General features: G+C 62.9%; 21 protein-coding genes and 1 pseudogene. 11 read left to right on the forward strand and 11 right to left on the reverse strand.

The window, feature by feature from the left end:
* Positions 1 to 83: 83 nt before the first annotated feature.
* The 3 genes from CBW50_RS08305 to CBW50_RS08315 are packed head-to-tail and all read left to right on the forward strand — an operon-like array spanning position 84 to position 4,112.
* The gene (locus CBW50_RS08305; RefSeq protein ID WP_226936052.1) at positions 84 to 1,793 is read left to right on the forward strand and encodes a bifunctional UDP-sugar hydrolase/5'-nucleotidase; all 1,710 of its coding nucleotides are present in this window, start codon (positions 84 to 86) and stop codon (positions 1,791 to 1,793) included.
* Between the two features lie 16 nt (positions 1,794 to 1,809).
* Entirely contained in the window at positions 1,810 to 3,039 is a 1,230-nt protein-coding gene (locus CBW50_RS08310) for a phospholipase D-like domain-containing protein (RefSeq protein ID WP_086145097.1), read from the forward strand.
* A gap of 2 nt (positions 3,040 to 3,041) precedes the next feature.
* Positions 3,042 to 4,112: a S1/P1 nuclease gene (locus tag CBW50_RS08315; protein WP_086145167.1), complete on the forward strand. Its 1,071-nt coding sequence runs from the start codon at positions 3,042 to 3,044 to the stop codon at positions 4,110 to 4,112.
* Between the two features lie 36 nt (positions 4,113 to 4,148).
* Here the strand turns inward: CBW50_RS08315 and CBW50_RS08320 are convergent, their stop codons facing one another.
* Positions 4,149 to 4,913, reverse strand: a complete 765-nt coding sequence (locus CBW50_RS08320) for a DeoR/GlpR family DNA-binding transcription regulator (protein ID WP_086145098.1) — start codon at positions 4,911 to 4,913, stop codon at positions 4,149 to 4,151.
* An 85-nt stretch (positions 4,914 to 4,998) separates the two neighbouring features.
* Here CBW50_RS08320 and CBW50_RS29875 point away from each other — a divergent pair.
* Positions 4,999 to 5,583 (forward strand): annotated as a pseudogene (locus tag CBW50_RS29875) (NUDIX domain-containing protein); the annotation flags it as partial.
* A 513-nt stretch (positions 5,584 to 6,096) separates the two neighbouring features.
* On the opposite strand, the gene CBW50_RS08330 reads toward CBW50_RS29875, so the two are convergent.
* The 7 genes from CBW50_RS08330 to CBW50_RS08360 form a co-directional block, all read right to left on the reverse strand.
* The gene (locus tag CBW50_RS08330) at positions 6,097 to 7,068 is read right to left on the reverse strand and encodes an ABC transporter permease (RefSeq protein ID WP_086145100.1); all 972 of its coding nucleotides are present in this window, start codon (positions 7,066 to 7,068) and stop codon (positions 6,097 to 6,099) included.
* A gap of 4 nt (positions 7,069 to 7,072) precedes the next feature.
* Positions 7,073 to 8,152, reverse strand: a complete 1,080-nt coding sequence (locus CBW50_RS08335; RefSeq protein ID WP_086145101.1) for an ABC transporter permease — start codon at positions 8,150 to 8,152, stop codon at positions 7,073 to 7,075.
* On the reverse strand, positions 8,149 to 9,678 hold the full coding sequence (locus tag CBW50_RS08340; protein WP_086145102.1) for an ABC transporter ATP-binding protein: 1,530 nt from the start codon (positions 9,676 to 9,678) through the stop codon (positions 8,149 to 8,151). Before CBW50_RS08340 ends, CBW50_RS08335 begins: the two co-directional genes overlap by 4 nt.
* An 81-nt stretch (positions 9,679 to 9,759) precedes the next feature.
* Positions 9,760 to 10,755, reverse strand: a complete 996-nt coding sequence (locus tag CBW50_RS08345) for a BMP family ABC transporter substrate-binding protein (protein WP_086145103.1) — start codon at positions 10,753 to 10,755, stop codon at positions 9,760 to 9,762.
* 480 nt (positions 10,756 to 11,235) lie between these two features.
* A complete protein-coding gene (locus CBW50_RS08350; RefSeq protein WP_086145104.1) occupies positions 11,236 to 12,138 on the reverse strand; it encodes a LysR family transcriptional regulator in 903 nt (300 codons plus the stop codon).
* A 78-nt stretch (positions 12,139 to 12,216) separates the two neighbouring features.
* Positions 12,217 to 13,137 (reverse strand): pseudouridine-5'-phosphate glycosidase, encoded by a 921-nt coding sequence (locus tag CBW50_RS08355; protein WP_086145168.1) that lies wholly within the window; start codon positions 13,135 to 13,137, stop codon positions 12,217 to 12,219.
* Positions 13,138 to 13,149: 12 nt separating this feature from the next.
* Positions 13,150 to 14,307 (reverse strand): carbohydrate kinase, encoded by a 1,158-nt coding sequence (locus CBW50_RS08360; protein WP_086145105.1) that lies wholly within the window; start codon positions 14,305 to 14,307, stop codon positions 13,150 to 13,152.
* Positions 14,308 to 14,657: 350 nt separating this feature from the next.
* Here CBW50_RS08360 and xapA point away from each other — a divergent pair, with 350 nt between their 5' ends.
* From xapA to CBW50_RS08395, 7 genes are all read left to right on the forward strand, one after another.
* Positions 14,658 to 15,497, forward strand: coding sequence for a xanthosine phosphorylase (xapA, locus tag CBW50_RS08365; protein WP_086145106.1), 840 nt, complete (start codon positions 14,658 to 14,660; stop codon positions 15,495 to 15,497).
* 117 nt (positions 15,498 to 15,614) lie between these two features.
* Complete coding sequence (locus CBW50_RS08370) at positions 15,615 to 16,808, forward strand: phosphopentomutase (RefSeq protein ID WP_086145107.1); 1,194 nt, start codon at positions 15,615 to 15,617, stop codon at positions 16,806 to 16,808.
* Positions 16,805 to 17,764, forward strand: coding sequence for a deoxyribose-phosphate aldolase (deoC, locus tag CBW50_RS08375; RefSeq protein WP_086145108.1), 960 nt, complete (start codon positions 16,805 to 16,807; stop codon positions 17,762 to 17,764). Before CBW50_RS08370 ends, deoC begins: the two co-directional genes overlap by 4 nt.
* A gap of 42 nt (positions 17,765 to 17,806) precedes the next feature.
* A complete protein-coding gene (locus tag CBW50_RS08380; protein ID WP_086145109.1) occupies positions 17,807 to 20,158 on the forward strand; it encodes an aldehyde dehydrogenase family protein in 2,352 nt (783 codons plus the stop codon).
* 116 nt (positions 20,159 to 20,274) lie between these two features.
* Positions 20,275 to 21,597 carry a thymidine phosphorylase gene (gene deoA / locus CBW50_RS08385; RefSeq protein WP_086145110.1) on the forward strand — a complete coding sequence of 441 codons (1,323 nt, stop codon included), beginning with the start codon at positions 20,275 to 20,277 and terminating at the stop codon, positions 21,595 to 21,597.
* A 106-nt stretch (positions 21,598 to 21,703) separates the two neighbouring features.
* A complete protein-coding gene (locus CBW50_RS08390; protein WP_086145111.1) occupies positions 21,704 to 22,114 on the forward strand; it encodes a cytidine deaminase in 411 nt (136 codons plus the stop codon).
* A 7-nt stretch (positions 22,115 to 22,121) separates the two neighbouring features.
* Positions 22,122 to 23,333 (forward strand): nucleoside deaminase, encoded by a 1,212-nt coding sequence (locus CBW50_RS08395; RefSeq protein ID WP_086145112.1) that lies wholly within the window; start codon positions 22,122 to 22,124, stop codon positions 23,331 to 23,333.
* Here CBW50_RS08395 and CBW50_RS08400 read toward each other — a convergent pair.
* The 3 genes from CBW50_RS08400 to CBW50_RS08410 form a co-directional block, all read right to left on the reverse strand.
* Positions 23,330 to 24,493 carry a dipeptidase gene (locus CBW50_RS08400; protein ID WP_172404714.1) on the reverse strand — a complete coding sequence of 388 codons (1,164 nt, stop codon included), beginning with the start codon at positions 24,491 to 24,493 and terminating at the stop codon, positions 23,330 to 23,332. The two genes, CBW50_RS08395 and CBW50_RS08400, sit on opposite strands and share 4 nt — an antisense overlap.
* A gap of 11 nt (positions 24,494 to 24,504) precedes the next feature.
* Positions 24,505 to 24,927, reverse strand: coding sequence for a VOC family protein (locus CBW50_RS08405; protein WP_086145114.1), 423 nt, complete (start codon positions 24,925 to 24,927; stop codon positions 24,505 to 24,507).
* Between the two features lie 159 nt (positions 24,928 to 25,086).
* Positions 25,087 to 25,356, reverse strand: coding sequence for a hypothetical protein (locus CBW50_RS08410; protein ID WP_086145115.1), 270 nt, complete (start codon positions 25,354 to 25,356; stop codon positions 25,087 to 25,089).
* Between the last annotated feature and the right edge of the window lie 15 nt (positions 25,357 to 25,371).

A 25,371-nucleotide genomic window follows, 5' to 3' on the forward strand; every position in this document is an offset into this window, starting at 1 on the left:
AAAAACGGCTGGTGGCGACACCAGCCGTTTTTTTTATAGACAAGATGGTTTACTCTTTCCCTTTTTCAAGAAATATCGATTCCATGGCTCACTTCCTACGCACTCCGGTCGCCACCGCGGCCCTGATCCTCATCCTGTCCGGCTGCAGCAATTTCGCTTCCGCGCCACAGGCTGCGCCGAGCGGCCCGATTGAAGTGAACCTGGTCGCCCTGAACGATTTTCACGGCAACCTCGACCGCAGCAAATTCACCTACACGAGCGCCGCCGATGCCGGGAGCCAGACGGTGCAGGCGGGCGGCATCGATACCCTGTCCGGCGCATTGAAGGCGTGGCGGCGCGAAGATACGCAGCTGATTTTTGTCGGCAATGGCGACCTGGTCGGCGCCAGCCCCGCCATGTCGGCGCTGTGGGCGGACGAACCGAGCATCGTCGCCATGAATATGCTGGGCATGAAGGCCAGTTCCGTCGGCAACCACGAATTTGACCAGGGCAAGGCGGAATTGCTGCGCCAGCAGCGCGGCGGCTGCGAGTCCTCGCGCGCCGACAAGGCGTGCAAGTTCACGCCCGACTTCAAGGGCGCCAGCTATACCTATATGGCGGCCAATGTGATCGACACGCAGACGGGCAAGTCCCTGCTGCCCGCCTACCGCATCGAAGAGGCGCATGGCGTCAAGGTGGGCTTGATCGGCGCCGTGCTGAAAGATACGCCATCCGTGGTGACGGCCGCCGGCATTGCCGGCCTGCAATTCGGCGATGAAGCGGACGCCATCAACGCCACCTTGCCGCAGCTGCGCGCGCAAGGCGTGGGCGTGTTCGTCGTGCTGCTGCACCAGGGCGGCGAGACAAAGGAGGCCGTCGACCAGCCCGATTGCAGCCACCTGAAAGGCGAAGTGGTCGACGTGGTCAAGCGCCTCGACCCGGCGATTCAACTGGTCATCAGCGGCCATTCGCACCAGGGCTATCTGTGCCGCGTCGATGGCCGGCTGGTGACGCAAGCACAGATGGGCGGACACATGTTAACGCGCATCAAGCTCAAGGTCGATCCCGTCAAGAATGCGGTGATCGATGCCAGCGCGCAAAATGTCGTCATGTTGCCAGGCATGTATCAGCCGGACCCGGCCGTGGCTTCTTACCTGGAATCGGTCAAGCAGCGCAGTGCGGCCGAATTGTCGCGTCCCGTGGCCGCCATCGCCGTGCCGAACGTGGGCCGCAGCACCAAGGGCAGCGGCGCTTCCGCGCTGGGCGACCTGGTGGCCGACAGCACCCTGTTCGGCGCGCGCGCCGCCGGCGCGCAAATCGGCCTGATGAATAATGGCGGCATCCGCAAGGACCTGGAAGCGGGCGCCGACCTGATGACGAACGTGGGCCAGAACCAGGCAGTTGTCCCGTTCGGCAATACGCTGATCGTCGTCAGCCTGTCCGGCGCGCAAATCCGCACCTTGCTCGAGCAGCAATGGCCGGGCGCCGAAGCGGAAGACAATAATCTGCTGCAAGTGTCCGAAGGTTTTACTTATCGCTGGGACAGCACGCGGCCCCAGGGCCAGCGCGTGCTGCCAGGCAGCATCATGCTCAATGGCAGCCCTATTGACGATAATCAACAATACAGAGTCGCCGCCAACAGTTTCCTCGCCGGTGGCGGCGATCGCTTTACCGTGCTGGCGGCCGGTACGCGTCGCCTGGACACGGGCGTGCGCGACATCGATGCCTTCAGCGACTACCTGATCGCCCGCGCGCGTGCCGGCAAGCCCGCTGGCAGCGCCACGGCGGCCGGCCGCATCGTGCGCGTCAAATAATCTACAAGGAATAACCATGCGTCGCTTATCTGTTTCCCTGCTCGTCACTACCCTGTTCGCGGGCACGGCCCACGCCGATTTCACGATACCCGGCTTTGAGCTGGTGCACACCTCGCCCGTGGAAACGAGCTTGACCAATCCCGATCTGCGCGAGCCTGTCGCCGTGTGGCGCGAGCTGTTCGATGGTGCACAAAAAGAGATCGTCATCGCCCAGTTCTATGCCGTCAGCAAGCCGGGCACGGCCTTTGAAAAGGTGCTGGAGAGCCTGACGGCCGCCGGCCAGCGCGGCGTGAAGATCCGCTTCCTGCTGGACCAGAAGGGCGTGGGCCTGTCGGAAGCGGCGACCATCGCCCGCATCAAGGCGATTCCGAACCTGGACTTGCGCCTCATCGATTTCAATAAAATCACGGGCAACGGCATCGTGCACGCGAAGTACCTGGCCGTCGATGGCCAGGTTGCCTACATCGGCAGCCAGAATTTCGACTGGCGCTCGTTCGAGCACATCCATGAAACGGGTTTGAGAATCACCGAGCCGGCCATGGTCAGCCAGGTGCAGGCGATTTTCGAACAGGATTGGCAAGCCCAGGCGCTGACGTCGCAAGGCAGCCGCGCCACAGTGCTCAACAGCAAGGTCGTGCCGGCCAATTACGCGCAAAACGCGTTCCTGCTGGCCAGCCCGAATGCGTACAACCCGGCCGGCGTGGGCGACTCGGAAACGGGCTTGCCCGCCTTGCTGGCGCAAGCGAAAAGCGAAGTGCGCATCCAGTTGCTCGACTACGCGCCCCTGTCGTATGGCCCGAACCGCACGCGGCCGTACTACGCCGTGATCGACAACGCCGTGCGCGCGGCCGCCCAGCGCGGCGTGAAGATCAAGCTGATGGTATCGAGCTGGAATACGGAAGCGCCCGCCATTGCCTACCTGAAAAGCCTGGCCCTGCTGCCGAACGTGGAAATCCGCATCGTGACGATTCCTGTCGCCTCGACGGGCTTCATTCCATTTGCGCGCGTGATCCACAGCAAGACCATGAGCATCGACGGCAAGCTGGCCTGGGTCGGCACGAGCAACTGGGCGGGCGGTTATTTCGACTTGTCGCGCAACCTGGAAGTGGTGCTGCGCAACGATGCGATGGCGCAACGCATCGCCGCGCTGCATGAGCAGACGTGGGGCTCGGCGTATGCGCAGCCGATCGACATCAACAAGCAATATCCGAAGCCGGCCAAGGCCGCGCCACAAGGCAAGGAGTGAGCGTGAAAAAATTACTCTGCGTGCTGGCGCTGGGCGCCGCTTTCGTTTCCGGCAACGTGCTGGCCTGGGGCAGTGACGGCCACCGCGCCGTGGGCGCCATCGCCGATCAATTGCTCAAGGGCAGCGCGGCCCAGGCGCATCTCGCCAAGTTGCTGCTGCCCGGCGAAAGCCTGGAAAAGATCGCCAACTGGCCCGATTGCGTGAAGGGCACGTATTGCGGCCCGCAATCGCCGGAAATGTTGACCTATGTCGCGGCGAACCCCAAGCATGGCGAATACCATTACACGAACGTGCCTTTTCAACATGCGCATTACCACGACCATGGCGTCGGCACGGCCGATGACGATATCGTGCAGACGCTCAAGCGGGCGATTTTGGTGCTGCAAGGCAAGGCTGATGCGGCCAGCAATCCGCACGGCTTCAGCCAGCGCGAAGCGCTGATCCTGATCACGCACCTGGTGGGCGATATCCATCAGCCTTTGCATGTGGGTAATGCGTTTCTCGGCAAGGATGGCCAGTTCTTCGTGCCTGCCACACAGGCGCAGATCGACGACGTCGCCGTTTTCAATGCACGCGGCGGCAACGACTTGCTGCTCGACGATGCGAAGATGACGGCGCTGTCGGACGCCGTGATCCCCGCGCCGCTGCCCACAGAAGACGGCACGGCCAAACCGGCCAGCAGCTATCCGAAGTCGCCCACCAGGCCCCTGCATTCGTACTGGGACACGACCGTGGTCGATTACGCCATGCGCCGCCTGAGCACGCGCACGCCGCAGCAGTTCGCCCGTACCGTGATCGCCAGTGCGCCTGCGGTGAGCGGCAATACTGGCGATCCCGCCACCTGGCCGTATCAGTGGGCTGACGCCGCGCTGGCGGCGTCCAAGATTGCTTTCGCGGACGTGGTCGCTGGCCCGGCCACGCAGCAGACCAGCCGCAAGGGCGATGTCTACAACGTCTGGAGCTTGACGGTGCCCGATAATTATCCCGTGCCCAGCTCGGCGCTGGCAAAGCAGCAGCTGACCGAGGCCGGCTATCGCCTCGCTGCCGTGCTGCAGGCGGTTTGGCCGCAATAGGATGAAGAATGAAAAGCGGCCCACGGGCCGCTTTTTTCATGCCTGGGTGATGGCGATGCCCATCTCGCGGAAGGGCGCGACCAGGGCCTCTTCCATGTCGCGGTACACGACGATATCGTTGACCTGGCTCAAGGGCGCGATTTGAAATGGCGAAGCCGTGTTGAACTTTTCCGGCGAGGCCAGCACGACAGTGCGGCTTGACGCCTCGCTCAGGGCGCGTTTCACGCACGCTTCTTCATAGTCGCCGGTGGTGATGCCCGTTTGCGGATGCAGGCTGGACACGCCCATGAAATACAGGTCGGCGCGGATGCGGCCGATCGCTTCCACGGTCGCCGCGCCGACACCCACGATCGAGTGCTTGTACAGCCGCCCACCCAGCATCAGTACCTCGATCGACGGGTGGTTGACCAGCTCGACGGCAATCGACGGGCTGTGCGTGACGACGGTGGCGCGCAAGTCGCGCGGCAACTGGCGCGCCAGCTGCACGGCGGTAGTGCCGCCATCGAGGAACACCACTTGTCCCGTTTGTATCATCGCGCCCGCCGCGCGGCCGATGGCGGGCTTGGCTTCCGGCGAAAGTTGTTCGCGCCCCGCAAACGGCGCCAGCGCGGGCGAACGGGGCAGCAAGGGCAGGGCGCCGCCGTGCACGCGTTCCAATAACCCTTCTTTTGCCAGCTCGCGCAGGTCGCGCCGTATCGTGTCTTCCGACAAGCCCAGGGCGTCGCTGACGGCCTTGGCGACGATCTGGCCTTCGCGCTGGAGCAAGTCCAGCAGGTATTGTTTGCGTTGATGTGTCAGCATGGTTTTTCTTGAGTGTTCTTGTATTTTCTTGATATTGCACGAGTTTGCATGATAAAGTCGACGAAGGCAAGCACAAGGAGAGGATATGCACGAAGACAATTCGAGACAGGAACGGGTCCGCATCCAGCAGGTGCAAACTCTGTCGCACGACTGGTATCTATTGCAGAAGACCACGTTCGACTATCTGCGCCGCGATGGCCAATGGCAGACGCAGACGCGGGAAACCTATGACCGCGGCGATGGCGCCACCATCCTGCTGTACAACAAGGTCAAGCGCACGGTGGTTTTGATCCGCCAGTTCCGTTTTCCCACCTACCGCGAGGGCCACGACGGTTTCCTCATCGAATCGGCGGCCGGATTGCTGGAAGAGGCCAGCGCCGAGCAGCGCATCCGCGCGGAGGTGGAAGAGGAAACCGGTTACCGGGTGGGGCAGGTGCACAAGATATTCCAGGCCTTCATGAGTCCCGGTTCGGTGACGGAGCGCCTGCATTTCTTTGTCGCCGAATACGACCCGGCCAGCCGCATCGGCGACGGCGGCGGCCTGGCGCACGAGGGGGAAGATATTGAGGTGCTGGAGTTGCCCCTGGCGCAAGCCATGCGGATGGTGGCGGACGGACGCATCTGCGACGGCAAGACCATCATGCTGCTGCAGCATGCGCAGCTGCACTTGATGCCGCGCAAACTTGGCCTGCAAATCCTCATTGCCGGCCCCTACCGCTCGGGCACGGGCGACGATCCGGGCTTGATGGCGCGCAATGTGGCGGCCATGGAAGCCGTCTGCCTGCCCCTGTATGCCAAGGGACACATGCCTGTGCTCGGTGAATGGTTGGCCCTGCCCATGCTGGCGCTGGCCGGTTCAAGCCGGGTGGGCGACGCCGTCTACGAGGAATTGTTCCACGCGCATGCGACGCGTTTATTAAGCCATTGCGATGCCGTGCTGCGCCTCGGTGGCGCTTCGCAGGGGGCCGACCAGATGGTGGAAGTGGCGCGCAGCCTGGGGCTGGCCGTGTTTTTCTCGCTGGACGAGATTGCCCAGGCATAAAAAAAGCGAAGCCAGCGGGCTTCGCTTTTTGTCATTTCAGGGAGCGCCTGAAAAATGCCCAGGGCTAGGCGTCTTGCCGAAGGCAGTACGAATGTACGACGAGGCAAGGCAACGACGCCATGGGTAGTTTCTCAGGTGCTCTTAACGTGATTTTACAAAGGGGATGCCGATAGCCTTCGGCGCGATGGATTTCGCCATCAAGCCCGCCAGCACGATCACGGTGACGACATACGGCACCATCTGGATCAGCGAGCCCGGGATGCGGCCCACGACGGGCAAGTCCACGCCTTCAATCTGGATCTGGATGGCGGCGAAGAAGCCGAACATCAGGCAGCCGAGGAAGGTGTAGACGGGGCGCCAGTTGCCGAACACCATGGCCGTCAGGGCCAGGTAGCCGGCGCCGGCTGACATGTCGCGCAGGAAGAAGCCGCTTTGCACGATGGCCAGATACGCGCCCGAGAACGAGCACAGGATGCCGGCCACCAGCATGGCCAGGTAGCGCGTCGCTTCCACGCTCACGCCGGCAGAGTCGGCCGCGTGCGGGTTTTCGCCGCAGGCGCGCAGGCGCAGGCCGAAGCGCGTGTGGTACAGCAGCCAGTGCACGAGCGGAATCAGCAGGAACGCCACGTAGACGAGGATGGAATGGCCGCCGATCAGATGGGCATACACCCAGCCGATGAAGGGGATGTGTTCCACGTACTGCGTGCCTGGCAAGACGACGTCGAACAGCCGCGCCGAGCCGAGGTCGGGCGTGCGGCCGCCTTGCTGGAAGAAGAATTGCGCCAGAACAAACGTCAGTCCGCTCATGGCGATGTTGATCGCCATGCCGGCCACCAGCTGGTTGCCCTTTTGCGTGATGCTGACGTACGCCTGCAGCAGGGCCAGGGCGACACAGACGAGCATGCCCGCAGCCATGCCGTAGTACGGGTTTTGCGTCGTGTAGGCGACGGCGGCGGAAGCAAACGCGCTGGCCAGGATCTTGCCTTCCAGGCCGATGTCGATCATGCCGCTGCGTTCGGCAAACAGGCCGGCCATGGCGGCAAAGATCAGGACGGGCGCATTGCGCACGGTCGATACCAGGATGCTGGCGAAATGAAAGTCGTCGAGTGTCATGGTGTTAGCCTTTGGTGCGCTTGAGCAGGGCGGAAATGGCCGGTGCGTAGAAGTTTTCCATGGCGCCGCAGAACAGGATGATCAAGCCCTGGATGAAAATGAAAGTTTCCGTCGGGATATTCGGTTTTTCCAGCGACAGGTCGAAGCCGCCCTGGATCAGCGCGCCGAACAGCACGGCGGACAAAAAGATGCCGACCGGATGCTGGCGCCCCATCAGGGCGATGGCGATGCCGATGAAGCCGGCGCCGCCGACGAAGTTGAGCGACAGATAATGCGTCGAGCCCATGATGGAATTGACGGAGCCGAGGCCCGCCAGCGCGCCCGAGATCAGCATGACGACGATGATCATCTTGCTGATCGACACGCCCGCATAGTGGGCCGCATGCTTGTTGAGGCCCGTGGCGCGCAGCTTGAAGCCCCACGACGAACGCCAGACCATCACGCCATAGATGACCAGCGCGGCGATCGCCAGGATAAAGCTGATGTTCAGCGGCGTGTCGCCCAGTGACGGGAACCAGGTGGACAGGCGCGGCATTTCGCCGCTTTCCGCGAACACGCGGCTGGCCGTATTCTGCTCGCCCGGCGGAATCAGGTACTTCACGATAATGAAGTTCATCAGGCTGGCGGCGATGAAATTGAACATGATGGTGGTGACCACGATGTGGCTGCCGCGCTTCGCTTGCAGGTAGCCGGGCAGGAAGCCCCACAGGGCGCCGAACAGGGCCGCGCCGATCATGGCGGCCGGAATCAAGAGCCAGGCGGGCAGGGTCTGGTCGAAGGCCAGCATGGCGGCGGTGAGGCCCAGGCCGCCGATATACATCTGGCCTTCGGAACCGATATTGAACAGGCCGGCCTGCATCGCCACGGAAACCGACAGGCCCGTGAAAATGAAGGTGCTGGCGTAGAACAGCGTGTAGCTCAGGCCTTCGGGATTGAGGACGGCGCTGTTGACGAGAATACCCAGCGATTCGGCCGGGTCTTCGCCCAGCATATAAATCACCAGGGCCGCGACCAGCAAGGCCGACAGCAGGTTTAACATGGGCATGACAAAGGCTGTCGCCCAGCGTGGCAAGTCGTTATTCATGATTTATGCATTCCCCCCATCAGCAGACCGATGCGGGTGGTATCGAATTCTTCAATTTTCAGTTCGCCGGTGATGCGTCCGCCGCACATGACGAGAATGCGGTCGGCCAGCGCCCGCACTTCTTCCAGTTCGACGGACACCAGCAGGATCGCCACGCCCGCGTCGCGCAGGGCCAGCAATTGCGTATGGATGCTTTCGATGGTGCCGATGTCGACGCCGCGCGTGGGTTGCCCCACCAGCATCAGTTTCGGCTTGGCCAGCACTTCGCGCGCGATCACCACCTTTTGCTGGTTACCGCCCGACAATAAGCCGATGCGCAGGTCCGGATTGGCCGGACGCACGTCGAAAGTTTTCAGCAGTTCCGCGCAGCGCGCGCCGATGGCCTTGAAGTTGAACAGGCCCCAGCGGTTTTTCAGGCGGTCCTGGTAGCCGAGGATGGTGTTTTGCATGACGGAAAAATTCTTCACCACGCCATCGCGCAAGCGGTCTTCCGGAATGTGGGCGATGCCCAGCTCGCGGAAGGCCAGCGGCAAGCCGTCCGCATCGTGGCGCTTGGCAAACGGCAAGTCCTTGTCCAGGAAACGCAGCTTGCCGGACGTCGGCAAGCGCATGCCCGAGAGGATTTCCAGCAGCTCGCTCTGGCCATTGCCGGAAACGCCCGCGATGGCGACGATTTCGCCGGCGCGCAAATTGAAACCTATGTCGGCCAGCAATTTGACCTGCTGCGCGTCGGCCAGTTGCAGATCAGCCACTTCCAGCACCGTGGCGCCCGGATTGTACGGTGCACGCGGCAAGTGGCTCTGGATGGGGCGGCCGACCATCATGTTGGCCAGTTCCTCTTTCGAGGTGCCGGCCGTTGCCACGGCGCCCACCACCGTGCCGCCGCGCATGACGGTGACGTTGTCGGTGATTTCCAGGATCTCTTGCAGCTTGTGCGTGATCAGGATGATGGTCTTGCCTTGCTCCTTGAACAGGCGCAAGATTTCAAACAGCGAGGCTGTTTCCTGGGCCGTCAGCACGGCCGTCGGCTCGTCGAGGATCAGGATATTGGCGCTGCGGTAAATCTGCTTGAGGATTTCCACGCGCTGCTGCGCGCCGACGGACAGGTCTTCGATCTTCGCCAGCGGGTCCACGTCGAGGCGGTAGCGCGCGCAAATCTCGCGCAATTTCGCTTCCGCTTCCGTGCGGTGGCTGGCCAGGCGAAAACCGCCTTCCGTGCCCAGCATGATATTGTCGAGGACGGTGAAGTTTTCGACCAGCATGAAGTGCTGGTGCACCATGCCGATGCCGAGCTTGATCGCTTCCTGGCTGTTGCGGATAGGCTGTACTTTACCGTCGAGCAAGATTTCTCCGCCGTCGGCACGGTAATACCCGTACAGGATGCTCATCAAGGTCGATTTGCCGGCGCCATTCTCTCCCACCAGGCCGTGGATACTGCCCTTGGCGATGGAGAAGCTGACGTCGGCGTTCGCCTTCACATGTCCAAACTGCTTGGAAATGCTGCGAAATTCTACTGCTGGCTGCATAGGTTCATAACTGGATAGTTTCATGGAAACGCGCCGCGCGGAGACAGGCCCCGGCGGCGCGCTAAAAGATACGGAGAAAAATTAAACCGGGCAGCTGCTGCCGACGCGGTAATCGATCACTTTGATCTTGCCATCGATAATGTCCTTACGCGCACCCAACACGCGTTTTTCGATTTCCGGCGTAATCAGCTTGCGGTTGTTCGCGTCGAGCGCCCAATCCACGCCGCCTTCTTTCAGGCCTTTATAGCTGACGCCACCTTTCCAGGTGCCGTTCTTGACTTCCATGAAGCTGTCGTAGACCGTGTTGTCGACGCGCTTGACCATCGAGGTCAGGATGCTGCCTGGATACAAATGGTTCTGGTTCGAATCGACGCCGATGGCCAGCTTGCCTTTTTCCTTGGCCATCTGCAATGTGCCCATGCCGCTGCCGCCAGCGACGGCGAAGACGACATCGACGCCGCGCTCGAATTGCGAGCGGGCCAGTTCGCCACCCTTGGCCGGGTCATTCCAGGCGCCGGACGTGGTGCCGACCATGTTTTGCGTGATTTCCGCTTTTGCATTCACGGCCTTGACGCCTTGCGCGTAGCCGCAGGCGAAGTTGCGGATCAGGGGAATATCGATGCCGCCGATGAAGCCGACTTTCTTGCTCTTGCTGGCCATGGCGGCAGCCACGCCCACCAGGTAGGAGCCTTCTTCTTCCTTGAAGACGACGGAATTGACGTTGCTGCCGGCGGCCTGGCCGTCGATCAGCACGAATTTCACGTTCGGAAATTCCTTGGCGACCTTTTGCACGGCTTGCGTTTGCGCAAAGCCGATGGCGGCGATCATGTCGAGTTTCTTGCGGGCCAGGCCGCGCATGACTTGCTCGGCTTGCGTATCGCTCGATGCCTGGACTTCGATGAAGGAAATGCCCGTGTCTTTTTTGAAGCGCGATGCGCCTTCGAAAGCGGATTGGTTGAACGACTTGTCGAACTTGCCGCCCGCGTCATACACGACACCCAGTTTTGGGGTAGCCGCGGACGCTTGAGCAGTCAGAAATACGGCTGCGATCGTCAAACTAAATTGTGTAAGTTTCATGAATTGGCTCCTGGAAGATCGATATTGTATATTTTTTATAGGTGAAACATATAATTTGGGGCTGATTTAGCCTGTTTTTGATGCACGAGGTGATAATTCCTTATCAACATTGCACGGTATCGCACAAGATCATTGCTGGCCTTGTATGCTTTTGGGTCCTCAGTGTCATGCTCATGCAACAGCCGCGCCCCGTCTCTTTTATATTTACAACATCGAATGGGGTGCCGGAGCGGGCTGGGATGCGCCGTCAACAGACGGGCAGGGCAAGCGCAGGACCGGCGCCGCGATGGGCGTCCGAATCACTATGCATCATGCCAGATATGTATGACAAATACGTTTTTGTTTAACTATTTATATGAATACCATATAAATTGACATGCTAACCCAAAACCAAGGGCCGGGGTCGGACCCTCCGGGGGCGACCCCGGTCTTGCGGCTTTTTTTGGGGGGGCGTTGCCTGGTGATGCTTGAGGCTTTGCCTCAATTAGCCGGGGGATTGATAATATTCAGGAAGGCCCGCACGACGGGAGCGTCGTCGAGCGTGGTGTAGCTGATGTACAGATTGGCCGATGGCGGATTGGTCTTGATCGGTAGGAACACGACGCCGGGCCAGCCGATGCGGCTGGTCGTTTCCGGCACCAGGGTCACGCCCAGCCCCGCGCCCACCATGGCCAGCAAGGTTTGCGGTTCGCTTGCTTCCTGGAAAATCACCGGTTCGAAACCGGCATTGATGCAGCATTGCACCAAATAGCGGGGAAACGCCGATTTGTCCAGGTTCAGGGTCAGCATCGGTTCATGGGCGATATCGATCAGTTCGATCGTCGTGTTTTTCGCCAGCGGATGGTGCTCATTGACGGCCACGCAGACGTTTTCGCGGAAACACAGTTCCTGGCGTAAATTGTCATGGCGCAAGTCGTCGTCATTGAGTTTCGGTTCGCGCCAGAAGCCCACGTCGATCTGCTTGGCGCGCAGCGCTTCGTATTGCACGGTGGGGCCGTATTCGTGCAGGGTCCAGGTGACGCGAGGGAATTTGGTCTGGAATTCTTCCAGCAGGCTGGGGATGGGGCCCCACATGGCCGAGCCGACGATGCCCACGCGCAAGCGGCCCACTTCGCCCCGGTCGATCTGGCGGATGGTGTCGATGGTCATGCGCATCTTGGCCAGCAGCTCGGCCGCCTCATTCATCAGCGCCTTGCCCGCCACGGTCAGTTCGAAGGTGCGCGTGGTGCGCGCAAACAGACGCACGCCCAGCTCGCTTTCCAGTTTCATGATCTGCTGGCTCAGGGGCGGCTGCGAGATATGCAGGCGCTCGGCGGCGCGGCTGAAGCTTTTCTCCTCGGCAACGGCAAGAAAATACTTTAACTGTTTCAGATCGATGGACATGCTTTCCTTGCATTACCTGATGCTAAACGGGAACGGCGCGCGAGCCTGAAGGCTGCGCGCTTCTTTACGGCAGTCCTATTATCGTGCCACGACTGCCTGCATGGCAATGGCCAGGGCCGTGCCCACCTGGGCATTGTGCTTGACGAGGGCGATGTTCGTCGCCAGGCTGCGGCCGTCCGTCAGTTGCTTGATGCGCGACAACAGGAACGGCGTGACTTGCTTGCCCTTCACGCCGCCCGCGTCCGCTTCCTGCAGCGCTTGCGCGGTGATGGCGTCGATTTCTTCCTTGGGCATGGCTTGCGCGGCAGGCACCGGGTTGCTGACGATGACGCCGCCTTTCAGGCCCAGCTGCCACTTGGTGCCGATGAAGGCAGCCTGCTCCGTGGCCGTGTCGAGGCGGAAATCGGCCTTGAAGCCGCTTTCGCGCGTGAAGAAGGCGGGAAAGCCTTCCTGGCCCACGCTGATGACGGGCACGCCGTGGGTTTCCAGGTATTCCAGGGTCAGGCCGATGTCGAGGATGGATTTGACGCCCGCGCAGACGACGGCCACCGACGTGTGCGCCAGTTCCTGCAAGTCGGCGGAAATGTCGAAGCTCGTTTCCGCGCCGCGGTGCACGCCGCCGATGCCGCCCGTGACGAACACGGCAATGCCGGCCATTTCCGCGCAGATCATGGTGGCGGCCACGGTGGTGGCGCCAAGTTTGCGCTGCGACAAGACGAACGGCAGGTCGCGGCGGCTGACCTTCATGGCGTCGGGCGAGGTGCCCAGCAATTCCAGCTGCTCCGGCGACAAGCCCACGCAGATCTTGCCGTCGATGATGGCGATGGTGGCCGGCACGGCGCCGCCGTCACGGATGATCTGTTCCACTTCGCGCGCCATTTCCACGTTTTGCGGATACGGCATGCCGTGTGAAATGATGGTCGATTCCAGCGCCACGATGGCCTTGCCGGCGGCGCGCGCGTCGAGGACTTCTTGCGAGAATGAGAGGAAATTATTCAGTTGCGTCATGTGTCAATCCTGTTGAAAGAGGGTAGGGGGAGGCGGCGCCAAGTCGGCGTCGTCGATGTCGTCGAGCGCGCCGGCCGAAATCTGGGGCGAGACGGTGGCAGCCGATTCCAGGGTCATGGCGGCCAGCTTCAGGCCGCGCCGGCATGCCAGTTTCAAATCGCTGCTGTCGTGGTAGAGCGACCAGCAGACGGCGGCGGAAAACGCGTCGCCGGCGCCCGTCACGTCGACGGCATCCACTTCGCGCGCGGCCAGGTGCACGATGGGCGCATCCAGGCTGTCGCCATCGGTGAAATACACGCCTTCGCCGCCGCAGGTGACGATCACCTGGCGCGCGCCCTGGCGCTGTACTTCGCGGCAGGCGGCGCGCACCTCGAACGCCGTCGGCAAGGCCCGCGCCACGCGCGTTTCCAGCTCGCCCCGGTTGAGGATCAGCAGATGCAAGCCCGTCAGGTCCTGCGGCAGGTGCGCCATCTTCGGCAGCGAGACGGCGACGATGACGAGCGGCGTCGCGCGGGCCGCGTCCTGGCGCGCGTCGGCCAGCAGTGCCTGCACGCTGTCGTGGCCCAGGTTCAGGTCGCAGACGGTGAGGGCGGCGGCGGCGCGCTGCGGCTGGCGGCTGTGCAAGAAGGCGGGCGTCAGCTGTTCGTACAGTTGCATGTTGGCCATCGCCAGCAGCATTTCGCCATGTTCGTCGAGCACGGCGGTATAAGTGCCGCTGCTGGTGTTGCTCAAATGCAAGCTGCCGCGCATGTCGATGCCCGCGTCTTCCGCGTGCGTCTGCAGCGCGTGGCCGGCCGCATCGTCGCCCAGCGCCGTCAGCAGGGCCACGGGAATCGACAAGCGGGCCAGGTTTTCCGCGATGTTGCGGCCGACGCCGCCAAACACTTCTTCCGAACGCACGGGATTCGAGGTGCCCATCTGCAGGGCCGCCAGGGTGCGCATCTTGCGGTCGAGGTTGGCGGCGCCTATGCACAGCACGGGGCGGCTGTCGGGCAGCACGTAGGCGCGTCCCAGCAGGCGCCGCTCGCGTATCAATCCGGCGATGTGGCCGGCGACGGCCGAGCGCGACAAGCCCAGTTCGCTCGCCAGGTCTTGCTGCGAAATGAAGGGGTTGTTGCGGATCAGCGCATAGAGCTGGTCTTTTTTATTGGTATCGGTCACAAGTTTTCGCTGAAGGTGTAAACATTTGTTCGAAACTGTAAACATTTGTTTTACTGGTGTCAAGCGCGCATGAAAAACCTTCGTATGGAGCTTGTATGCATGCATTTCCAGGGCATGGCAGGCCTGGGCTAGCCTCGACTATAATATCGGCCATTTATATTTGAATTGTATAAATGGGCAAGAAAAATGGTATTTGCCATACATATTCCGTTTGATGCATAGTGGCGGCAAATAGAGACAATACGCATCTGGATAGTCCAGCAACACCCATACATACCCGATACCTGGGCTGCGGCACGTTGCCGCCGCGCAGGCAGCAACCATCATCATTAGTCATTACGAGGATAACCATGTCGAACAACGCCCCTTTCCACGCCGCCGAAATCATCCGTGCCCGCGCTCCTGAAAATTTCAAGCCGCGCGTGGCGATGATCCTCGGTTCCGGCCTGGGCGTATTGGCCGAGCAGATGACGGACGCCGTCAGCATCAGCTTTGACGAATTGCCGGGTTTCCCGATCAGCACCGTGCACGGCCATGCGGGTGAACTGGTGGTCGGCACCCTGTCGGGCGTCGCCGTCGTCTGCATGAAGGGCCGTGGCCACTTCTATGAAGGCTATGGCATGGGCGTGATGACGAGCGCCATCCGCACCCTGAAGCTGTTGGGCTGCGAAATGCTGTTCGTCACCAACGCCGCCGGTTCCCTGCGCCCTGAAGTGGACGCCGGCAGCCTGGTGGCCATCAGCGACCATATCAACCTGCTGCCAGGCACGCCGATGGTCGGTCCGAACGACGACCGCTTCGGCCCGCGCTTCTTCAGCATGGCCAATGCCTACGATGCGGACCTGCGCAAACTGGTCAAGGACACGGCCGCGTCGAACGGCATCACCCTGCACGAAGGCGTGTTCGTCGCCTACCCGGGCCCGAACTTCGAGACGGCCGCCGAAATCCGCATGATGGCCCGCCTGGGCGCCGACACGGTCGGCATGTCCGTGGTGCCGGAGGTGGTGTCGGCCCGTCATTGCGACCTGAAAGTGGTGGGCGTGTCCGTCATCACCAACCTGGCCGAAGGCATGTCGCCTTTCGCCCTGTCGCACGAACAAACCCTGAAATACGCGGCCATCGGCGCGAAAGACCTGGTCAAGCTGATCCTGGCTTTCCTCTCCAAAGTCGCTGAAAAACCGCAAGCCTAAGCACTTTTTTATGCAGTAGCGGCGCGCCGGCCACCGGCGCTGCCGCGCGGCAGGCCGGGAAAATCCGGCCTGCACTGTTCGCATCATCTTCGCATCACTCCTAAAGCGAGCCTTATCATGTCACGCGCATTTATCCTCCTGCTTGATTCCTTCGGCCTTGGCGCGACGCCAGACGCCGCCAAGTATGGCGACGCAGGTGCCAATACCTTTGGCCACATTGCCAGCAGTGTCKCCAAAAGCGGCAAGACCTTGAAACTCCCGAATATGGAACGCCTGGGCCTGGGCGCCGCCGCGCACCTGGCCAGTGGCGAATGGGCCACGGGCTTCGACCAGCGCGACGGTTTTACCGGCGCCTACGGCGCGGCCCGCGAGCGCTCCACCGGCAAGGACACGCAGAGCGGCCACTGGGAAATCGCCGGCGTGCCCGTCGAATTCGACTGGGGATATTTTCCCCGCACCACGCCATCGTTCCCCGCCGACCTGACCGACAAGCTCAAAGCCCTGTCCGGCGTGCCCGGCTTCCTCGGCGACTGCCATGCCTCGGGCACGGACATCATCAACAAGCATGGCGACGAACACGTCGCCACCGGCAAGCTGATTATCTATACCTCGGGTGACTCGGTGATGCAGATCGCCGCGCACGAAGAATCGTTCGGCCTCGAGCGCCTGTACGCAGTGTGCGAAATGGCCTTCAAGCTGGTCGAGCCGTACAACATCGGCCGCGTCATCGCCCGCCCGTTCACGGGCAGCAACGGCAACTACACGCGCACTTCCAACCGCCACGACTATGCGGTGGCGCCGCCAAGCAAGACCCTGCTCGACCACGTCAAGGATGCGGGCGGCGAAGTCGTCGGCCTGGGCAAGATCAGCGACATTTTCGCCACCCAGGGTATTTCCAGAGTCGTGAAGGGTGTCGACAACATGGCGCTGTTCGAAGCGCTGTTGAAGACGGCCGATGAAGTGCAGGACAAGTCGCTCACTTTCGTGAACTTCGTCGATTTCGACCAGGCGTTCGGCCACCGCCGCAACGTCGAAGGCTATGCCGACGCGCTGCGCGAAATGGATGCGCGCCTGCCGGAATTCATGGCCAAGCTCAAGGAAGGCGACCTGGTCGTGATCACCGCCGACCATGGCTGCGACCCCACCTGGCACGGCTCCGACCACACCCGCGAACATATACCGATGATCTTCTTCGGCCCCGGCGTCGCCCCGCGCGCGCTGGGAATTTCCGAGACGTTCTCCGATATTGGCCAAACCCTCGCCAAGCACCTTGGCGTACCACCACTTGCTAATGGAACCAGCTTGTTATGACACTCATGCACCCCGACTTCAAGCGTAACGAGGCGGTCGGCCTCGACCTGGGCTGGATCAACCAGATCCGCGTCAACCGCGCCGCGACAGACCGCCGCGCCGCCAGCCTGGCGAACCGCCGTGCGGTGAAAAAGGAATACCAGGCCGCCTGGCTGGTGAAAGCCATCCAGATGATCGACCTGACCACCCTGGGCGGCGACGACACCCCGGGCCGCGTGGAACGCCTGTGCATGAAGGCCATGCGCCCGCTGCGCGCCGACCTGATGGCCGCACTGGGCCTGACGGAACTGAGCACCGGCGCCGTGTGCGTGTACCACGAGATGATCCAGCCGGCCGTGAAAGTCATCCAGGGCCGCCTGCCCATCGCCGCCGTGTCGACCGCCTTCCCGGCCGGCCTGACAAACATGGAAACGAAGCTGCGCGAGATCGAACTGTCGGTCGCCGCGGGCGCTTCGGAAATCGATATCGTCATCACGCGCCAGCATGTCCTGAACGGCAACTGGCAAGTGCTGTACGACGAAATGCTGGCCTACCGCAAGGCGTGCGGAGAAGCGCACGTGAAGGCGATTCTTGCCACGGGTGATTTGCTGACCATGGAAAACGTGGCCAAGGCGTCGTGGGTCTGCATGATGGCGGGCGCCGATTTCATCAAGACGTCGACCGGCAAGGAAAGCGTCAACGCCACCATCCCCGTGGCCCTGACGATGGTACGCACGGTGCGCGAATATTATGAACAGACGGGTTTCAAGGTGGGCTTCAAACCGGCCGGCGGCGTCAGCTCGGCCAAGAGCGCGCTGCAGTTCCTGACCCTGATGAAGGAAGAACTGGGCAACGAATGGCTGCAGCCGCATTTGTTCCGCATCGGTGCTTCCAGCCTGCTGACCGACATCGAGCGCCAGCTCGAGCACTACGTCACCGGCAGCTATTCGGCCAATCATCGTCACGCACAACCTTAAAGAACATTCGTCATGCCTACAATTAACGAGATTCTCACTACTATGGACTACGGCCCTGCTCCCGAAAGTCAAAAAGAAGCGCAAGCGTGGCTCGACGGCCATCAGCGCAAGTTCGGCCTCTTCATCGACAACGCCTGGAGCGAGCCGGCCGAACTGTTCGCCTCGACCAATCCTGCCGACGGCACGCAGCTGGCCGAGTTGACGCAAGCGAGCGACGCGGACGTGGAACGCGCCGTGGAAGCGGCGCGCCGCGCGCTGCCCGTGTGGCAAGGCATGGGCGGCCACGGCCGCGCCAAGGTCATGTATGCGCTGGCCCGTCTGCTGCAAAGGCATTCGCGCCTGTTCGCCGTGCTGGAAACCCTGGACAATGGCAAGACCATCCGCGAAACGCGCGATATCGACCTGCCGCTGGCCGCGCGCCATTTCTACCATCACGCCGGCTGGGCGCAGCTGCAGTCGGAAGAATTCGCCGACTACCGCGCCGTGGGCGTGGTGGGCCAGATCGTGCCGTGGAATTTCCCCCTGCTGATGCTGTCCTGGAAAATCGCTCCGGCCCTGGCGGCCGGTAACACGGTCGTCTTCAAGCCGGCCGAATTCACGTCGCTGACCGCCATGCTGTTCGCCGAATTGTGCGTGCAGGCGGGCGTGCCGGCCGGCGTGGTCAACATCGTCACCGGCGACGGCAGAGTGGGCTCGGCCATCGTCAACCACCCTGGCGTCGACAAGATCGCGTTTACGGGCTCCACGGAAGTGGGCCGTCTGATCCGCGAGGCGACGGCCGGCAGCGGCAAGAAGCTGTCCCTCGAGTTGGGCGGCAAGTCGCCGTTCATCGTCTTCGAAGACGCGGACCTGGACGGCGCCGTGGAAGGCCTGGTCGATTCGATCTGGTTCAACCAGGGACAAGTGTGCTGCGCCGGCTCGCGCCTGCTGGTGCAGGAATCGGTCCAGGAGCGCTTCCTGAACAAGGTGCGCGCCCGGATGGAAAACCTGCGCCTCGGTTCGCCTCTGGACAAATCGATGGACGTGGGCGCGCTGGTCGACCCCGTGCAGCGCCAGCGCATCGCCGCGCTCGTCGATTCGGCCCGTGCCGAAGGCTGCGACGTGTGGCAACCGGCGTGCGAATTGCCGGCTGACGGCTCGTGGTTCCCTCCGACCCTGATCACGGGCGCGTCGACGTCGGCCGCCGTGGCACAGGCTGAAATCTTCGGCCCCGTGCTGGTGGCCATGAGCTTCCGCACGCCGCCTGAAGCGGTGCAGCTGGCGAACAACACGGTGTACGGCCTGGCCGCCAGCGTGTGGACCGAGTCGATCAGCCTGGCCCTCGATATTGCGCCCGCCATCAAGGCTGGCGTGGTGTGGATCAACAGCGCCAACCAGTTCGATGCGGCCTGCGGCTTCGGCGGCTACCGCGAATCGGGCTTCGGCCGCGAAGGCGGCCGCGAAGGCATGCTGGAATACATGACGGCCCTGGCCGAAGATGCACGCCCGGCCTTGCCGGTGGTGGAAGCGAAGGCCAAGGCCAACGTGAAGCCGGCGGCAGCCGATCCGTTCGCCATCGACCGCACGGCCAAGATGTACATCGGCGGCAAGCAGGCGCGTCCCGACAGCGCCTACAGCGCGCCCGTATTTGGCGCGAATGGCGCCCTGCTGGCCGAAGTGGGCGTAGGCAGCCGCAAGGATATCCGCAACGCCGTCGAAGCGGCGCATAAGGCGTCCGGCTGGACCAGCGCCACGGCGCACAACCGCGCGCAAGTGCTGTACTACATCGCCGAAAACCTGGCTGCGCGCGCCGACGAATTCGCCGCCCGCATCGCCGCCATGACCGGCAGTAAAAATCCCGAGAAGGAAGTGCAGGCATCGATCGAACGCCTGTTCTACTACGCCGCCTGGGCCGACAAATACGACGGCCTGGCGCACCAGCCGCCGACGAAGGGCATCACCGTGGCGCTGAACGAAGCGATCGGCGTGATCGGCATCGTCTGCCCGAATGAAGCGCCTTTGCTGGGCTTCATTTCGCTGGTGGCGCCGGCCATCGCGCTGGGCAACCGCGTGGTGGTGGTGCCGTCCGAAGCGCATCCGCTGTCCGCGCTGGACCTGTACCAGGTGTTCGACACGTCCGACCTGCCGGGCGGCGTCGTCAACATCATCAGCGGCAACGCCGATGAACTGGCGCGCACCCTGGCTACACACGCCGACATCGACGCCGTCTGGCGCCATGACGGCTCGCTTGAGGGGTGCGCGGAAGTCGAGCGCCTGTCGGCCGGCACGCTGAAGCGCACCTGGGTCGGCGGCGCCAAGGGCCGCGACTGGTACAGTGCCGCCCAAAGCGGCGGCCGTGCCGTGCTGGCGCATGCGTCGCAAGTGAAAAACGTGTGGATTCCTTACGGCGTTTAACTGCCTGATCATTGGCATCGCAAAGCTGGGGTCAGACCCGTCGGGGGGATACGCCAATGGGCGTATCCCGATCCCGCAGGGACTGACCCCAAACCTATTTTTATTGGAGTTATTCCATGTTTTTGACCCAGGAAATCATCCGCAAGAAGCGCGACAAGGGCGTCCTGAGCGCCGAGGAAATCCAGTTTTTCGTGCGCGGCATCACTGACGGCAGCGTCAGCGAAGGGCAGATCGCGGCGCTCGGCATGGCCGTCTATTTCAACGACATGAACATGGACGAGCGCGTGGCGTTCACCCTGGCCATGCGCGATTCCGGCCAGGTGCTGGACTGGCGCTCGCTGAACCTGCCGGGTCCCGTCGTCGACAAGCATTCGACGGGTGGCGTGGGCGACGTGGTCTCCCTGCTGCTGGGGCCCATGGTCGCCGCGTGCGGCGGCTACGTGCCGATGATCTCGGGCCGCGGCCTGGGCCACACGGGCGGCACGCTGGACAAGTTCGACGCCATTCCCGGCTATTGCACGGTGCCGGACAATGCACTGTTCCGCAAGGTGGTGCAGGAGATCGGCGTGGCCATCATCGGCCAGACGGCCCAGCTGGCGCCGGCCGACAAGCGCTTCTACAGCATCCGCGACGTCACCGCCACGGTGGAATCGGTGGCCATGATCACCGGCTCCATCCTGTCGAAGAAACTGTCGGCGGGCCTGGACGCGCTGGTGATGGACGTCAAAGTGGGCAGCGGCGCCTTCATGCCCACCTACGACAAGTCGGTGGAACTGGCCGAGAGCATCGTCGCCGTGGGTAATGGCGCGGGCATGCAGACGTCGGCGATCCTGACGGACATGAACGAGTCGCTGGCGCCATACGCCGGCAATGCGCTGGAAGTGCGCGGCGCCATGGATTACCTGACGGGCCGTTCGCGTCCCGCGCGCCTGCACGAAGTCACCCTGGCGCTGTGCGCCGAGATGCTGGTGCTGGGCGGCCTGGCCGCCACCGAAGAGGAAGCGCGCGTGAAACTGATCGCCTCCCTCGATTCGGGCGCGGCGGCCGAACGCTTTGCGCGCATGGTAGCGGCCCTGGGCGGCCCGGCGGATCTGATCGAGAACCCGGACAAGCACCTGGAAAAGGCGCCGTTCATCGTGCCGGCGCCGGCGCTGTCCGCCGGTTTTGCCAATGTGCGCGATTGCCGCGGCATCGGCCTGGCCGTGGTCGCCCTGGGCGGTGGCCGCCGCCGCCCGAGCGACAGCATCGATTTCGCCGTCGGCCTGACGGACCTCGTGGGCCTGGGCGAGCAAGTGTGCGTAGGCCAGCCGCTGGCCATGGTGCACGCGCGCACGGAAGCGGCGGCGCAGCAAGCCGTCAAGGAAATCCAGGATGCGTATGCCATCAGCGCGCTGGCGTTGACGGCCAATCCGGTGATTTACCGTACCATTCGACCGTAATGTACAACTGGGGTCAGACCCCCGTTTGCGATAGCGCTGAACTATGTGTCGGCGGTGTTGAGGGGCTGACCCCGGCCTTAATGATTTCAAAGGTATTGCAGAAAAAATGAACAACCAAGAACTGATCGCCGAAGCCAACGCCGGCCGTGAACTGGCCTACGCGCCCTACTCGCGCTTTAAAGTGGGCGCGGCGCTGCTGTGCAAGGATGGCCGCGTCTTCCGTGGCTGTAACGTGGAAAACGCCGCGTATGGCCTGTGCAATTGCGCCGAGCGCACGGCGTTTTTCAGCGCCATCGCGCATGGCTGCAAGCCGGGCGACTTCGCCAAGCTGGCCGTCACGGGCGACACGGCCGAACCGATCTCGCCGTGCGGCGCCTGCCGCCAGGTGATCTTCGAGATGGGCGGCGCCGACCTGCCCGTGATCCTGACGAACCTGAAAAACGATGTGATGGAAGTGACGGCGGGTTGGCTGCTGCCGCACGGTTTCGGCAGTTCCGACCTGGACATGAAACCATAGGGCTGGTTTGAACAAGACGATCGACATCCAGGCCGCCGTGGCGATTGCCGCGGCCGAAGCCATGGCCGCCAAGACGCAAGGCACCTTCGGCGTGGGCGGCGTGCTGCTCGATGGCGCCGGCAACGTGCTGCAATCGATGCACAACAACGTCGTGCGCCAGGGGCTGGTGTTTGACCCCACCGCGCATGGCGAGCGCCAGCTGGTGGACTGGTATTTTGCGGAGCGGGCCAAGGGCACGCCCTTGCCGCCGCCGGGTGAACTGACCATCGTCACCTCGCTCGACCCGTGCTGCATGTGCACGGGCGCCATTCTGGCCGCCGGTTTCAATGTGGTGGTGGCCGCGCCTGATGCCAATGCGGGCATCAATTACGATGGCGCCGCTACCTTTACAGCCTTGCCGGCGCCGTTGCGCGCCCAGGCGGGCCACAGCTTTTGCTATCCGGCCGTGCGCGGCGCCACCGAGTATGCACGCGCGCCGTCCGGCGCCGCACCCAAATCTTTTTTTATCGGCAAGAGCGTCCACGAGGCGACGCAGGCACTGTGCTCGCTAGTGTTCGAAGCGACATCGGCGCAGGTGATGCAGTTGCTGAACGCCGGCGACGACGTGCACTTGCGCGATCCCGCCACCTTGCCGTCCGAGCATGCCGTGGTGCGCGCCCTGCGCCGCCGCTATCCCGACGCCCTGACCTACCGCTGCGCGCCGCATGCGCCCGATGCGGGCCTGGCGCCCTTCCTGCAGGCGGCCATGGAGCAGGACCAGCGCGATGGCGGCCAGGGCGACGCGGCTGCCTTGCTCGATTCCTTCGGCAACCTGCTGCTGTGCATGCCGGGAAAATTGACGCAATCGGCCATCCGCACGCCGTTCATGGAATGCACGCGCCAGTACGCGCAGCTGCGCTATGAACTGATGGCGAATGCGGCGCCGGCGCTGCAGGAGGAAATCAAAAGCTATCTGGGCCACCCCAAGCACGGCACCTTTGTGCTGGCCGTCGGCCCGGACGACGGCGCCGCCAGTTTCATGACCCTGGGCGCCTACGGCTCCACCATGGAAGGGGCGCTGCCGGAGAATAATCCCGCGCAATTCCAGTACGTGCGCCCGGCCATGGCGCAAGACGCGCTGCTGGCGCTGTGCGACGCCATGCCGCCGCTGTACCGCAAGCTGATACGCATCCGGCCGCGCCAGGTGGCGGACCAGGCGCTGCTCAGGGCCTTGTCCTAGACGTCGTCGTCGGGCAGGTTTTTGAGCAGGAAATCGCGCACGTTTTCGCCGGCCACGCGGCGGATCTGCGCTTCCGACAGGCCCGCGTCGAGCAACGCCTGCGTCAGGCGCGGCAGGCCGGCTGCATCGATGGCCGTGGTGACGGCACCGTCGAAGTCCGAACCATAGGCCACGTGTTCGGCGCCGATCAGTTTTACCGTGTACTTGATGGCGCGCGCGATGGATGCCACGTCCTTGCCGCAGACGGCCGTATTCCAGAAACCTATGCCCACCAGGCCGCCCTGGGCGGCGATGCGTTTCAATTGTGCGTCGCTCAGGTTGCGCCCATTGGCGCAGGTGCCGCGCACGCCCGTGTGCGACACCATCACGGGGCGTTTCGCCAGCCTTAGCACGTCGTCGATGGTGGCCGGCGAGGCGTGTGCGAGGTCGACGATCATCTTGCGTCGCTCCATGGCGCGCAGCCATTCTTCGCCCAGCGGCGTCAGGCCGCCCTTTTTCATGCCATGTTGGGAGCCCGACAGTTCCGTGTCGAAGAAATGCGTGGGCGCGGCCATGCGGTAGCCGGCCTTGTACAAGGTGTCGAGGTTGTCCAGCTTGCCCTCAAGCGCATGTGCGCCTTCCAGCGTCAGCCAGCCGGCCAGCAGGCCCGGATCCTTTTCGCGTGCGGCGATGAAGCTGCGCAGCTGGGTGCGGCTGCCAATCACGCGCATCCTGTCTTTGCTGCTGTCGGCCAGGCGGTGCAGTTCGTCGGCCTGGTAGGTCGCGCGCGCCAGCAGGCTGGTCCAGGTGGCCGGCGGCAAGCCCTGCGCTACCACCAGCGTCGTGATGTTGTCCGTGTCGCCGGCGTTGCGGTCGATATTCATCTTGCGCGGCGTCTTGGTGACGACGGAAAACGCCTGCAGCGCCACATTGCCTTGCTGCAGGCGGGGAAAGTCCACGTGGCCATGCTTGCCGGAGCGGTTCAGGTCACGCTGCCACAGCAGGCTGTCCGCATGCAGATCGGCGACCCACAGGCGCTGGTGCAAGGCCAGGGCAGCGGCCGTCGGCGGCTTGGCAGCTTGCGAATAGACTTGATTGAGATGCTGGTCGACCAGTCCGGGAGCGGACAGGAAACCGCCGATCAGCGCAAGGCTGGCGGCGGTGGTGGCGCTAAGTATCATTGTTCTCCGTTTTACCATGGATCGTAGGTGCCCAGGCTCCAGATGTGGCCTTCCGGGTCGCGGCAGGTGAAGCCCCGTCCGCCGTAGTCCTCATCCTTGATGTCGAGGACGATTTCCGCCCCCGCTTCGCGGGCGCTGCGGTAGACGGCATCGGCATCGCTGACGACCAGGTAGCAGTTCTGCGTATTCGCGCCGCCGACGTCACTTGGCAGCTTCATCAGGCGGCCATAGTCGCTGTCGATGGCGGGCGCCACCATGACCATGCCATTGCCAAAGCTGAGCTGGGCGTGCGCGACCCCGCCTTCGCCATCGGGCACGATCAATTGTTTTTCAAAACCCAGCGCCTTGCACAGCCATTCTATGGCAGCCGGCGCGTCGCGGTAGCGCAGGCAGGGGATGGTGGTCGCGGTTGTCGCTTTTGCAGTATTGGTCATCTGAAAACTCCTATGGCAGGTGGGGAGTAGCTTCGATCATCCGGGATGCGCGGCGTTCCGTGTTCACACCATCCATAGGGATGGTATTGACACTCGTCAATGCTGCGCGCATCCATAGTGCCATAAAACAATCATGACACTCCTGCCACAACGCAAATTTTATTGCGGTGGTTGCTGAGCGTTCGCCGTCTTCGTGTCCGCGCTTGCGTCGTCGCTGTTGCTTGCCCATCTCAGCAGCATGACGAGGGCAAACAGCATGATCGCCAGCGGCAAGATGGTGATCACGAACGCCAGGCCCAGACAGCACGCCAGCAGCATGGGCCAGGGCATGGCGCGCAAGGCGGCCAGGCCCTGGCGTGCATATGCGCACAACTCGTTCCAGAAAGCGCTGAAGGAAGTGCTGCCCGGTGCCGGATTGATGTCTTTCATACTGTTCTCCTGTCG

This window comes from Janthinobacterium sp. GW458P, assembly GCF_002127585.1.
Taxonomy (GTDB): Bacteria; Pseudomonadota; Gammaproteobacteria; order Burkholderiales; family Burkholderiaceae_D; genus Janthinobacterium.

Bases quoted from the DNA above. Each gene is read 5' to 3' on its own strand.
- CBW50_RS08305 (WP_226936052.1), top strand. From the start codon at position 84: ATGGCTCACTTCCTACGCACTCCGGTCGCCACCGCGGCCCTGATCCTC.
- CBW50_RS08405 (WP_086145114.1), bottom strand. From the start codon at position 24,927: ATGACCAATACTGCAAAAGCGACAACCGCGACCACCATCCCCTGCCTG.
- CBW50_RS08345 (WP_086145103.1), bottom strand. From the start codon at position 10,755: ATGAAACTTACACAATTTAGTTTGACGATCGCAGCCGTATTTCTGACT.
- CBW50_RS08390 (WP_086145111.1), top strand. From the start codon at position 21,704: ATGAACAACCAAGAACTGATCGCCGAAGCCAACGCCGGCCGTGAACTG.
- CBW50_RS08335 (WP_086145101.1), bottom strand. From the start codon at position 8,152: ATGAATAACGACTTGCCACGCTGGGCGACAGCCTTTGTCATGCCCATG.
- CBW50_RS08330 (WP_086145100.1), bottom strand. From the start codon at position 7,068: ATGACACTCGACGACTTTCATTTCGCCAGCATCCTGGTATCGACCGTG.
- CBW50_RS08410 (WP_086145115.1), bottom strand. From the start codon at position 25,356: ATGAAAGACATCAATCCGGCACCGGGCAGCACTTCCTTCAGCGCTTTC.
- xapA (WP_086145106.1), top strand. From the start codon at position 14,658: ATGTCGAACAACGCCCCTTTCCACGCCGCCGAAATCATCCGTGCCCGC.
- CBW50_RS08320 (WP_086145098.1), bottom strand. From the start codon at position 4,913: ATGCTGACACATCAACGCAAACAATACCTGCTGGACTTGCTCCAGCGC.
- deoA (WP_086145110.1), top strand. From the start codon at position 20,275: ATGTTTTTGACCCAGGAAATCATCCGCAAGAAGCGCGACAAGGGCGTC.
- CBW50_RS08310 (WP_086145097.1), top strand. From the start codon at position 1,810: ATGCGTCGCTTATCTGTTTCCCTGCTCGTCACTACCCTGTTCGCGGGC.
- CBW50_RS08350 (WP_086145104.1), bottom strand. From the start codon at position 12,138: ATGTCCATCGATCTGAAACAGTTAAAGTATTTTCTTGCCGTTGCCGAG.
- deoC (WP_086145108.1), top strand. From the start codon at position 16,805: ATGACACTCATGCACCCCGACTTCAAGCGTAACGAGGCGGTCGGCCTC.
- CBW50_RS08380 (WP_086145109.1), top strand. From the start codon at position 17,807: ATGGACTACGGCCCTGCTCCCGAAAGTCAAAAAGAAGCGCAAGCGTGG.
- CBW50_RS08400 (WP_172404714.1), bottom strand. From the start codon at position 24,493: ATGATACTTAGCGCCACCACCGCCGCCAGCCTTGCGCTGATCGGCGGT.
- CBW50_RS08340 (WP_086145102.1), bottom strand. From the start codon at position 9,678: ATGCAGCCAGCAGTAGAATTTCGCAGCATTTCCAAGCAGTTTGGACAT.